The organism is Kitasatospora sp. NPDC028961, from assembly GCF_055564815.1.
The window spans coordinates 90,457-101,520 of the sequence record NZ_JBVHVO010000026.1 but is presented as its reverse complement, the minus strand read 5'-3'; the positions used below and the strand labels follow the sequence as shown (position 1 = coordinate 101,520).

Annotated in this window: 11 protein-coding genes; 5 read left to right on the top strand and 6 right to left on the bottom strand. The window is 73.3% G+C overall.

Annotated elements, in window-relative coordinates; translation table 11 throughout:
- Positions 1-202: 202 nt before the first annotated feature.
- Positions 203-1,066, top strand: coding sequence for a DMT family transporter (locus ACZ4UX_RS30310; RefSeq protein WP_465708976.1), 864 nt, complete (start codon positions 203-205; stop codon positions 1,064-1,066).
- A gap of 49 nt (positions 1,067-1,115) precedes the next feature.
- Here the strand turns inward: ACZ4UX_RS30310 and ACZ4UX_RS30305 are convergent, their stop codons facing one another.
- Both ACZ4UX_RS30305 and ACZ4UX_RS30300 read right to left on the bottom strand, forming a co-directional pair.
- Complete coding sequence (locus tag ACZ4UX_RS30305) at positions 1,116-1,505, bottom strand: hypothetical protein (protein ID WP_465708975.1); 390 nt, start codon at positions 1,503-1,505, stop codon at positions 1,116-1,118.
- A complete protein-coding gene (locus tag ACZ4UX_RS30300; RefSeq protein ID WP_465708974.1) occupies positions 1,502-1,837 on the bottom strand; it encodes an SAV_915 family protein in 336 nt (111 codons plus the stop codon). Before ACZ4UX_RS30300 ends, ACZ4UX_RS30305 begins: the two co-directional genes overlap by 4 nt.
- A 235-nt stretch (positions 1,838-2,072) precedes the next feature.
- On the opposite strand from ACZ4UX_RS30300, the gene ACZ4UX_RS30295 reads away from it, so the two are divergent.
- The 3 genes from ACZ4UX_RS30295 (at position 2,073) to ACZ4UX_RS30285 (ending at position 5,265) form a co-directional block, all read left to right on the top strand.
- Positions 2,073-2,498 (top strand): helix-turn-helix domain-containing protein, encoded by a 426-nt coding sequence (locus ACZ4UX_RS30295; protein ID WP_465708973.1) that lies wholly within the window; start codon positions 2,073-2,075, stop codon positions 2,496-2,498.
- Complete coding sequence (locus ACZ4UX_RS30290) at positions 2,491-2,847, top strand: DUF4180 domain-containing protein (RefSeq protein WP_329490994.1); 357 nt, start codon at positions 2,491-2,493, stop codon at positions 2,845-2,847. The genes ACZ4UX_RS30295 and ACZ4UX_RS30290 overlap by 8 nt, the downstream gene beginning before the upstream one ends.
- Positions 2,848-3,045: 198 nt before the next feature.
- The gene (locus tag ACZ4UX_RS30285; protein WP_465708972.1) at positions 3,046-5,265 is read left to right on the top strand and encodes an NADP-dependent isocitrate dehydrogenase; all 2,220 of its coding nucleotides are present in this window, start codon (positions 3,046-3,048) and stop codon (positions 5,263-5,265) included.
- A gap of 115 nt (positions 5,266-5,380) precedes the next feature.
- Here the strand turns inward: ACZ4UX_RS30285 and ACZ4UX_RS30280 are convergent, their stop codons facing one another.
- Both ACZ4UX_RS30280 and ACZ4UX_RS30275 read right to left on the bottom strand, forming a co-directional pair.
- A complete protein-coding gene (locus ACZ4UX_RS30280; protein WP_329490996.1) occupies positions 5,381-6,379 on the bottom strand; it encodes a YdcF family protein in 999 nt (332 codons plus the stop codon).
- A 160-nt stretch (positions 6,380-6,539) separates the two neighbouring features.
- Positions 6,540-8,006 carry an MFS transporter gene (locus tag ACZ4UX_RS30275; RefSeq protein ID WP_465708971.1) on the bottom strand — a complete coding sequence of 489 codons (1,467 nt, stop codon included), beginning with the start codon at positions 8,004-8,006 and terminating at the stop codon, positions 6,540-6,542.
- A 161-nt stretch (positions 8,007-8,167) separates the two neighbouring features.
- On the opposite strand from ACZ4UX_RS30275, the gene ACZ4UX_RS30270 reads away from it, so the two are divergent.
- On the top strand, positions 8,168-8,878 hold the full coding sequence (locus tag ACZ4UX_RS30270) for a TetR/AcrR family transcriptional regulator (RefSeq protein ID WP_465708970.1): 711 nt from the start codon (positions 8,168-8,170) through the stop codon (positions 8,876-8,878).
- Positions 8,879-8,984: 106 nt separating this feature from the next.
- Here the strand turns inward: ACZ4UX_RS30270 and ACZ4UX_RS30265 are convergent, their stop codons facing one another.
- Both ACZ4UX_RS30265 and ACZ4UX_RS30260 read right to left on the bottom strand, forming a co-directional pair.
- Entirely contained in the window at positions 8,985-9,965 is a 981-nt protein-coding gene (locus ACZ4UX_RS30265) for a cytochrome c oxidase assembly protein (RefSeq protein WP_329492364.1), read from the bottom strand.
- Positions 9,966-10,175: 210 nt separating this feature from the next.
- Positions 10,176-10,889, bottom strand: coding sequence for a TNT domain-containing protein (locus tag ACZ4UX_RS30260; protein ID WP_465708969.1), 714 nt, complete (start codon positions 10,887-10,889; stop codon positions 10,176-10,178).
- Positions 10,890-11,064 lie beyond the last annotated feature (175 nt).

The window sequence follows — 11,064 nt, the reverse complement described above, 5'->3', positions numbered from 1 at the left end:
TCCACGCCTACAACTACCATCGCAGCCACACCGCACTCGGAGGACAACCCCCGATCACCCGCGTGAACAACCCTGCGGGTCAATACAGCTAGCGGGCGCGCTCCACGATTCCCCGCCCGGCGGCGCCGTCGCCACCGGGCCGCTGGATGCCGCCCGCGTCGACCGCGGACGTCACCGGCCCACCATCGTGGAGAACCAACGCATGACCACTCGTTCCGCCGTGCCGCTCCGGCACGGCCTGCTGTCCATCTCGGCCGCCGCCGTCGCCTGGGGCCTGGGCGGCGCCGCCGCCGCGCTGCTGCTGCGAACCACCGGGCTCGGCCCGGTGGCCGTCTGCTTCTGGCGGTTCGCCGTCGCGGCCGGCTGCCTGGCCCTCCTCCCCGCCCGCCGGGGGCGCGCCGGTGCGCGCGGCGCGGCTCTGCTCACCGGGCTCGGGCTGGCGGTGAGCCAGTGCGCCTACTTCGGCTCGGTGCAGTACGCCGGTCTCGGCCTCGGCACCCTGGTCACCATCGGTGCGGGGCCCGTCCTGACCAGTCTCGGTGCCCATCTGCTGCTCGGTGAGCGGCTCACCGTGCGGGCCTCGGCCGCGATGGCGGTCGCGCTGGGCGGGCTGGTCCTGCTGGTCGCCGCCCCGGCGGCCGGCCCGCGGCCGGTGCTCGGCGTCGCGCTCGCCGTCCTGGCGGGCGCCGGGCAGAGCGGCCTCACCCTCTGGGCCCGCGGCGGCGGTTCCGCCCGGGCGGACGTCGGCGCCTTCACCACCGGCATGCTCTGCCTGCTGCCCCTGGCCGCGGCCGACGGGGTGCTGCCGACCGCGGGCGGTCCGGCGCTGACGGCGGGCGCGCTGCTCTTCCTGGGGACCGTCCCCACACTGCTCGCCTACCGCTGGTACTTCACCGGTCTGACGGCCGTGCGCGGGGCGACGGCCGCCGTGCTGGTGCTGCTGGAGCCGGCGACCGCCGCGCTGCTCGCCACCGTCTGCTTCGGCGAGCCGGTGACCCCGGCCCTGCTGGCGGGCTCCGCCCTGCTGCTGGCCGCGATCGCGCTGCTCACCCGCGAGAGCGGCTGACCGGCCGGCGCCCGCGCCCCGCCCGGTCGACGGTGGGGCGCGGGCGGCCCTAAGGCACCGGCCGCAGCGTCGGTGGAGCAGGTGTCAGGGCGCGCAGCACGAGGTCGACCTGGACCCGCACCGCGCCGGCCCGGAGCAGCGCGGTGGAGATCGCGCGCAACTCCTGGGGGCCGCCGCAGACGAGCCGCAGTTCGAGGTCGGCGCCGCCGGCCAGCGCGAACCCGCTCCGGATGGCCGGGAACTCGGCGGCGAGCCGGTCGAAGTCGAGCGGTACGGGGCCGAAGCCGACCCGGACCAGGGCGTGCAGGGGCCGCCCGCCGCCGGGGTGCGGGGTTCCCCCGGGCCGGGCCGCCGGCCCGGGGGAGCGCTGTCCCGGGCCGGCGGCCCGCCGGTCCGGTTCGGGCGACCGGGCGCCGGGGACGAGCCGGAGCGCCGTCACCGGTGCTGGAGCTCGGTCCGGACAGCCGCCGCGGTGGGGCCGGTGGGCCCGGCGGGCGTGTCGGCCGCGGCCTCCCGGGCGGGCTTGGCGACGGGCGGTGCCACCAGCCGTGGATCCAGGACCAGGGCGTCCACGCCGAGCGGCGCGGCGAGCGCCCGCAGCGCGGGCTCGGCGAGTTCGGTGCACGCCTGGTCCGGTCCGAGGAGCGCGGTCAGCGCCTCGGTGGTGGCGAAGCCCACCGCGCAGCGACGGCCGTCGCGCAGGCGGAAGAGCCGGAGGGCGGTGGTGGATCCGGTGACGGTGACCGGGACGTGCCAGACGACGGGGGCCATGCGGTGCTCCCAAGGAGTGGTGGGGCCTGCGGGAACTGCTCACTCCGACGCTAGGGCGGCGGCGGGCCGTCGGTCGCTCCCCTGACGCGGCGTTGACCGAATGCGGTGCTGTGTTGACGGAGTCCTGACGGTCCCGGGACTTCCCTCCGATCACGCCTTCCCTTTCCTTCCCTATGTGGCCGAACATCGTGGTAGTTTGCGTAATGATAAGGAAGATCGAAGGAAGTGAGGCCTGGTGGCGCCCTACTACTCGGTGGAACAGGTGGCCGAACTGCTGGACCTGCACGTGCGCACGGTGCGCGGCTACGTCCGGGACGGCCGCCTCCGGGCGACCAGGATCGGCAAGCAGTACCGGATCACCGCCCAGGACCTCGCGGAGTTCACCGGTGCCCCCGCGCCCGCGCCGGCCGAGGAGCGGCGCCACGCCGAGGCCTCGACCATCGTGCAGATCGACGCGATCGGGACGGTGGAGGCCGCCCGGCTGGCCAACACCCTGATGGCGGCCGTCGCGGGCCCGCGCGAGGACGGACCGCTACGGGTCCAGACCCTGCACGACGAGCAGCGCTCGACGCTCAAGGTGGTCATCCTCGGGGGTCTGGCCGACACGGCCGAGCTGCTCGCCATCGTCAACGCACTGATCGGGGAGAACGCCGATGTCTGAGTCCGCCGTCACCGTCCTGCGCCTGCCCGCCGACGGCCCGCCGGTGCGCGACGAACGGGATGCCACCGATCTGATCGGTGACGCGTTCGCGGCCGGCGCGGCCTGGGTCGTGGTGCCCGCCGAGCGCTTCGAGGAGGACTTCTTCCGCCTCAGCACCCGGATCGCGGGCGGGATCGTGCAGAAGTTCGCCACCTACCGGCTCGGCCTGGCCGTCGTCGGTGACATCTCCCGCCACACCGACGGCAGCGGCCCGCTGCGGGACTTCGTCCGGGAGAGCAACCGGGGCGGCCAGCTCTGGTTCCTCGCCGACGAGGCCGAGTTCGACGCCCGGCTCGCCGCGCACCGGTGAGGCCGCCAGCGGGGGGTTCCGCGGGCCCGCGCCCCGCTGCTCCGCTTGCCCGGCGCCCGCCCCGGGACGACGGTGGAGCTGACCGCCGCCGGCCCGCCCGGGCGCTGGAGCGCACTCCGGTGCGGGGGGAGGTGGAGCGAAGGGGCGAACACGAGATATCTTGACATCAAGACGTTGGAGACGTGAAGCGGAGTACCGATGACTGACTCGACCATCATCTATACGCACACCGACGAGGCGCCGGCCCTGGCAACGTACTCGTTCCTGCCTGTGGTGCAGGCTTACGCCTCGACGGCGGGTGTGCGGGTGGAGACCCGCGACATCTCCCTCGCCGGGCGGATCATCGCGAGCTTCCCGGAGCGTCTGGAGGAGGGCCAGCGGATCGAGGACGCCCTCGCCGAGCTGGGCGAACTCGCCAAGACCCCGAGCGCCAACATCATCAAGCTGCCGAACATCTCGGCCTCCATCCCGCAGCTGAAGGCGGCGGTCGCCGAGCTCCAGGCGCAGGGCTACGCGCTGCCGGACTACCCGGACGACCCGCAGACGGACGAGGACAAGGACGTCCGGGCCCGCTACGACAAGGTCAAGGGCAGCGCGGTCAACCCCGTCCTGCGCGAGGGCAACTCCGACCGCCGTGCCCCCGCGTCGGTCAAGAACTACGCCAAGACGCACCCGCACCGCATGGGCGCCTGGTCGGCCGACTCCAAGACCAACGTCGCGACCATGGGCGCGAACGACTTCCGGTCCACCGAGAAGTCCGCGGTGGTCTCCTCGGCCGGCTCGCTGCGCATCGAGCTGGTCGCCGAGGACGGCACCACCACCGTGCTGCGTCCGTCCGTCCCGGTCCTGGCCGGCGAGGTCGTCGACGCCTCGGTGCTGCACGTCGCCGCGCTGCACGAGTTCCTGGCGGCCCAGGTCGCCCGCGCCAAGAGCGAGGGCGTGCTGTTCTCGGTGCACCTCAAGGCCACCATGATGAAGGTCTCCGACCCGATCATCTTCGGCCACGTGGTCCGCGCCTTCTTCCCGAACACCTTCGCCAAGTACGGCGAGGCGCTGGCCGCGGCCGGTCTGAACCCGAACAACGGCCTCGGCGGCATCCTGGGCGGCCTGGAGAAGCTGGAGAACGGCGCCGAGATCAAGGCCTCCTTCGAGGCCGAGCTGGCCGAGGGCCCGGCCCTGGCCATGGTCGACTCCGACAAGGGCATCACCAACCTGCACGTGCCGAGCGACGTCATCGTCGACGCCTCGATGCCGGCCATGATCCGCACCTCCGGCCACATGTGGGGCCCGGACGGCAACGAGGCCGACACCCTGGCCGTGCTGCCGGACAGCAGCTACTCCGGCGTGTACCAGGCCGTCATCGACGACTGCCGCGCCCACGGCGCCCTCGACCCGGCCACCATCGGCTCGGTGCCGAACGTCGGCCTGATGGCCCAGGCGGCCGAGGAGTACGGCAGCCACGACAAGACCTTCGAGATCGCCGCCGCCGGCACCGTCCGGCTCGTCGACGACGAGGGCAACGTCGTGCTGGAGCAGGCCGTCGACGCCGGCGACATCTTCCGCGCCTGCCAGACCAAGGACCTGCCGATCCAGGACTGGGTCAAGCTGGCCGTCACCCGCGCCCGCGCCACCGGCGACCCGGCCGTCTTCTGGCTGGACGAGAACCGCGCGCACGACGCCGTGCTGATCGAGAAGGTCAAGACCTACCTGCCGGAGCACGACACGGCCGGTCTGCAGATCGAGATCAAGACCCCGGTCGAGGCCACCAAGTTCTCGCTGGAGCGCATCCGCCGCGGCGAGAACACCATCTCGGTCACCGGCAACGTGCTGCGCGACTACCTCACCGACCTCTTCCCGATCCTGGAGCTGGGCACCAGCGCCAAGATGCTGTCGGTCGTCCCGCTGATGAACGGCGGCGGCCTGTTCGAGACCGGCGCCGGCGGCTCCGCCCCGAAGCACGTCCAGCAGCTGGTCAAGGAGGACTACCTGCGCTGGGACAGCCTGGGCGAGTTCTTCGCGCTGGCCGCCAGCTTCGAGCACCTGGCCCAGACCACCGACAACGCCCGCGCCCAGGTGCTGGCCGACACGCTGGACCGCGCCACCGGCACCTTCCTCAACGAGGACAAGTCGCCGAGCCGTCGCCTCGGCGGCATCGACAACCGCGGCAGCCACTTCTACCTGGCCCTGTACTGGTCCCAGGAGCTGGCCGGGCAGACCGCCGACGCCGAGCTGGCCCAGGCGTTCGCCGGTCTGGCCGAGGCGCTGGCCGGACAGGAGCAGGTCATCGTCGAGGAGCTCATCGCCGTGCAGGGCTCGCCGGTCGACATCGGCGGCTACTACCAGCCCGACCCGGCCAAGGCCGCGGCCGTGATGCGTCCCTCGAAGACCTTCAACGAGGCGCTCGCCAACCTCGGCTGATCCCAGCCGGGCGGAGTCGGCACCAGGCCGGCACCGAGCCGTACCGGGAGGCCCCCGGGTCCGTTCGCGGACCCGGGGGCCTCTCCGCGTCCGGCGGGGCGGGCGGCCGGGCGGCTCACCACCGCCAGCCCACCACCGCCCCCGCCGTCGCGAGCAGCAGCACGGCGACGGCGTTCGCCCGGGGGTACATCAGGCCCGTCGCGACCACCTCGCGCAGGACGGCGCTGGGCCAGTAGTACCCGGCCGTCGGCGCGCCGACGACCTGCCCCGGCACCCCGGCCCGGCGGGTGGTCACGGCGGAGCGCAGCACGTGGAAGCTGCTGGTCACCACGGTGCAGTGGTAGCCGGGCCGTTCGCGCTCCATCAGCTCGCGGCTGAAGGCGAGGTTCTCGGTGGTGCTGGTGGCCTTCTCCTCCAGCCGGATCCGCTCCCGCGGGCAGCCGGCGGCGACCAGGTGGTCCGCCATCGCCGAGGCCTCGGTGCAGCTCTCGTCCGGGCCCTTGCCGCCGGTCACCAGCATCAGCGGTGCGTGTCCGGCGGCCTCCTCGGCGCGGTAGAGCGCCATCGCCCGGTCCAGCCGGGCGGCCAGCAGCGGCGGCACCTCGCAGCCGTTCAGCCCGGCGCCCAGCACCACCAGGTAGTCGGCGCCGGGCCGGGGGGCGAGGCGCCGGTACAGCAGGGTGTACCCGAGGAAGCAGAGCAGCAGGAAGGCGCCGTAGCCGCCGAGCAGGACGGCGGCGCCGGCCGCCGCGCGCAGCGCCCGGACGCTGAGGTAGGTGGCCGAGAGCAGCAGCCCGAGCAGGGCGAGCAGGGCGGCGCCGGCGAGCAGGGACAGCAGGCTGGCCGGCCGGGTGCCCTCCCGCCGGACCATGGTGACCCCGTTGGCCACCAGCAGGGCGGCCGCGACCAGCCCGCTCAGCCAGACCGCGCCGGCCACCCCGGCGGTGACGGCGCTCGCGGCCGACGAGGAGAAGTGGCCGACCGCGCTCACCGTGCCGAGCGCCGCGCAGACGCCGATCAGGCCGATCAGCACCCCGTTGCCCAACCGTCTCGGTTCCTGGATCCGGGAGAGCAGGACCACGGCGAGCAGGGCGGCCATCAGAAGCGCTTGCATGCCCGGATCCTAGGCGGTGTCGGCAAGGTCGCGGCGTCGCGGGCCCGGCGGGACTCTGCCAACACCCCCCGGGCGCACACGCGCGGGCGCCGCCGCCTGCCGGGCTGGTCCCGGCGGGCGACGGCGCAGGTGATGGGGCGGGAAGGGGCCGGAGGCGGGCTCACCCCTCCTCGTGCGGGCGGGCGTGGCGGGGCAGCAGGAAGGCCACCAGGAAGGCCAGCGCGAGCAGGCCCGCGCTGAGGCCGAAGGTCCAGCCGGCCGCGTGCCGGAAGCCCTCCGGACCGGCCCAGCCGAAGAACGCGGTGCCGAGCAGGGCGACCCCGATCGAGCCGCCGAGCTGCTGCTGCGCGTTGAGCACGCCGGAGGCCGAGCCGGTCTCGGCGTCCTCCACACCGGCCAGGGCGATGTCGAAGAACGGCGCCATGATCAGGCCGAGTCCGAATCCGGTGAGCAGCAGCGCGGGGATCAGCGCCCAGCTGGTCAGGCCGCCGGCCCAGTGCTCCACCGAGACCCAGAGCCCGAGCGCGCCGGTGGCGGCGACCGCCATCCCGGCGTGCAGCACCCGGCGGCCGTAGCGGGGGCCGAGGACGCCGCCGGAGAGCACGGCGCCGGCCACGATGCCGAGCGAGAGCGGGATCATGCTCAGGCCGGAGTGCAGCGACGTCCAGCCGAGGCCGAGCTGGAGGTAGAGGGTGAAGGTCAGCAGCAGGCCGGAGAGCGCGGCGAAGAAGACCAGGCCGGTGGCGAGCGCCGAGGTGAAGGCCCGCTTGGCGAACAGCGAGGGCTCGATCAGCGGGGTGCCCCCGCGCCGCAGCACGCCGCGCTGGTGGAGGGCGAAGAGGCGGAGCACCGGCAGCGAGACGGCCATGGCCAGGTACGTCCAGAGCGGCCAGCCCAGCTCGCGGCCCTGGACCAGCGGGTAGACCAGCAGCAGGACGGCGGTGCTGAGCAGCAGCACGCCCACCGGGTCGAGCCGGCCGGCGCCCTCCGCCCGGGTGGTCCGGTTGGCGGGCAGGATCCTGACGGCGGCCACCACGGCGAGCAGCCCGAGCGGCAGGTTGATCAGGAAGACCATCCGCCAGCCGGTGCCGAACCAGTCGGCGTCGGTGAGGTAGCCGCCGAGGGTGGGGCCGAGGACGGAGGAGAGCCCGAGGATCGGCCCGAACAGCCCGAAGGCGGCGCCGATCTCCTTGGGCGGGAACATCGCCTTGATCAGGCCGAGCCCCTGCGGGATCAGCAGTGCGGCGAACAGGCCCTGGACGGTCCGGGCGGCGATCAGGGTGCCCGCGCCGGTGGCGGCCGCGCAGAGGACGGAGGCGAGCGTGAAGCCGGCCGCACCGAGGACGAACAGGCGCTTGCGGCCGAAGAGGTCGCCGAGCCGGCCGCCGGTGATCAGCAGCACGGCGAAGGCGAGCGTGTAGGAGGCGGAGATCCACTGGATCTGCGCGTCGCCCCCGCCGAAGTCGCGCTGGATGGCGGGGGAGGCCACGCCGACGATCGTGGTGTCGAGGAGGTCCATCACCTCGGCGGCCAGGATCACGGCGAGGGCGGCCCAGCGCAGCCGGTATCCGGCCGGTTCGGGCTCCGCCGCGGTGGCGGCCGGGGGTGGGGCGGTCTGACTGGTCATGAGGGGGCTCTCCGGGATCCGGGGCTGGGACTGGCACTGGGACTGGGGCGAACTCTGTTCGCCTGAACGAACACTGTTTTCTTCGACGAACAGTGTTTTCCCATGGAACGGCGTTCGTGTCAAGTACGCTGGGACTCGTCGCCGACCACGAAGGAGCCCCGATGACCAGTGCCGCCCCGCGTCCGAGCTGGCCAGCGCACTGGCAGGAGAAGGAGAAGGCGCCGGCCAAGCGCCAGCCGCTGAGTCGCGAGCGGATCGTCGAGGCGGCGCTGCGGATCGTCGACGCCGAGGGCATGGACGCGCTGAGCATGCGGCGGGTCGGCCAGGAGCTCGACACCGGCGCCGCGAGCCTCTACGCCCACATCGGCGGCAAGGAGGAGCTGGTCGAGCAGGTCCTCGACCTGGCCTACTCCGAGATCGAACTCGAGGAGCCCGACGCGGCCGACTGGCAGGAGCAGATCAAGCGACTGATGCGCCGCTCCCGGGACGCCCTGCTGGCGCACCGGGACCTCGCCCGGGCGGCGGTGGTGGCCAATGTGCCCACCACCCCGCACGCCATGGACATCGCCGAGTCCATGCTCGGCATCCTGCGCGCGGGCGGCCTCGACGAGCAGACCGCCGCGTACGGGGTCGACGTGCTCGGGCTCTACACCACGGCGACCACCTTCGAGGCGTCCACGCGTGGGGGCGGGAACTCCCAGGACTACACCGACCAGGTGCGGGAGTACTTCGGCACCATCCCCGCCGACCGCTATCCGATGATCACCTCGATGGCGGGGGCGCTCACCCGCAACGTCGGTGACGAGCGGTTCGAGTTCGGTCTGGACATCCTGGTGGCCGGCCTCGCCCGCCAGAACGGCTGGAAGGCCTGAGCCGCCAGGGAGCCTGCGGCCGGGGACGGCGGCCGGGGACGACGAAGCCCCCGCCGGTGGGGCGGGGGCTTCGTCACGGTGTCGGGGGCGGTGCCGGCGCGGCCGGTCAGCCCGCGTCGGCCGCCGGTGCCGGGGCGGCCCGCTGGCCGCGCTTGTCCAGCGAGGCCAGGTAGGCGTTGTACGCGGCCAGCTCGGCGTCGCCGCTGCGGTCCTCGGCGCGGTCGCGGCGGCGGGACACCCGCTGCTCGGACCGCATCCACTGGTAGACCAGCGCGATCAGCACGATCGCGGTCGGGATCTCGCCGAACGCCCAGGTGATGCCACCGGCCAGCTTCTGGTCGTCCAGCAGCTTCGTCCCCGGAGGCGCTCCCTCCTCGGTGAAGGTGGTCACCAGCGGGTGGCTGGCCATCATCACCGCGACCCCGAAGAAGGCGTGGAACGGCATCCCCATGAACAGCTCGATGATCCGCATCACGTGGCCAGGCCGGTGCGGGCCCGGGTCCACGCCCATGATCGGCCAGAAGAACGCCAGTCCGGCGGCGAGGAAGTGCACCATCATGAAGATGTGCCCGAGCCGGTACTGCATGAGGAAGTCGAACAGTGGGGTGAAGTAGACCCCGTAGAGGCTCGCGATGAACAGCGGGATGGTGAAGCCCGGGTGCGAGACGACCTTGACGTAGGTGCTGTGCAGCAGGGCCACCAGCAGCTCGCGCGGCCCGCGCGGCCGGCCCTTGCCGGCCGGGCGCAGCGCCCGCAGCGCCAGCGTGATGGGCGCGCCGAGCAGCAGCAGGATCGGCGACAGCATCGAGAGCACCATGTGCTGCATCATGTGCGCGCTGAAGAGCACCATGCCGTAGTCGTTCAGGCCGGTGCAGGTGACCAGGATCACCGAGCCGATGCCCGCCGCCCAGCCGACCGACCGGCCGATCGGCCAGCGGTCGCCGCGCCGGTACAGCCGGACGACGCCCGCGCCGTACAGCGCCAGGCCGGCCAGGCTGCCGATCAGGAAGACCCAGTCGGGGGACCAGGTCATGACGTTGGAGAGGGAGAAGGGGCCCAGCTCGGTCATTCCGCCGTGGTGGTGCATCCCTGACATTCCGTCGCCCATCGGCGGGTCCCGCTTTCCCTCGTCACGACCCTGGGTGGGTCCGGTTCGCCCGTTTTGCTTGCCTCCACAGCCTAGGCGGGCCTTACTCCGCCGCTTCCCCCGCCCCCCGTCCGCGGGGCGGCGGCGCGGGAAGGGGCGGCGCGCCGGTCGCCGTCCGCGCGCCGCCCCTTCCGTCCGTCCGGGCGGGTGTCAGGACCCGCTGTTCCCCCTCAGGCAGTAGCTCTTGTCCGTGTGCTCCTTCAGGTAGCCCGCCGTGATCAGGCCGCTCACGTCGAAGGTCGTCAGGGAGGGGTCGTTCGGCTTGAGGTCCGGGTCGAGCCACTGCTGGAGGCCGTTGCCGGGCTGCGAGAAGGCGCCCGCGATGTGGCCCTGCTGGACCTTGAACGCCTTCCGCACCTCGAAGCAGTGGTAGTTGGCCTCGCCCCCGTTGAGGGAGTCCGGCGGGAGGGCGCGCTCGGCGAACCGCGTGCCGCCGGGGGCCAGGAACCTGCCGCGGTCGTTGCTGCCGAAGCGGTCGAGCTTCTTGCCCGTCGGCAGGGTCACCTCGGTCATGTCGAGGTTGCCGCCGTTGGCGGTGAAGCCGTTGTGGTCCGGGTACTTCCAGCCCCGCCAGTCCCGGTACCAGTCCAGGAACCGGGCCGGTGTCACCCCGCCCAGCCGGTCGTAGTCCTTCAGCAGCGCCTTCAGCACCGGGCTCGTCGGCAGGGTGACCGGGCCGAGCTCCCGCCGGGTGCAGAGGAACTGGTCCGCGCCGGTGTCGTAGACCTTCGGGACGCCTTCGCACTCGTTGATCGGCACCCGCTGGGAGGGGGACGACTGCGCGACGGCGGTGCCGGTGGCGGCCAGGCCGGTCAGGGGGAGCGCGACCGCCATGGTGAAGGCGGCGAGAGCGGGACTGCGCATGCGTGGTTCCGTTCGGGAGGGGGGAGTGGGGGCGCCTCGGTCACCCCGCCCGCCCGGCGGGCCCGGCAGCCGAGAGCACGCGCACAGTTACCCACGGCGACACGGTTGGTGCACGGATGACCCACGCGCACAGCCTGCCGCCCACCCGTTCGGCCCAGGGCCCGTGCGGTGGAGG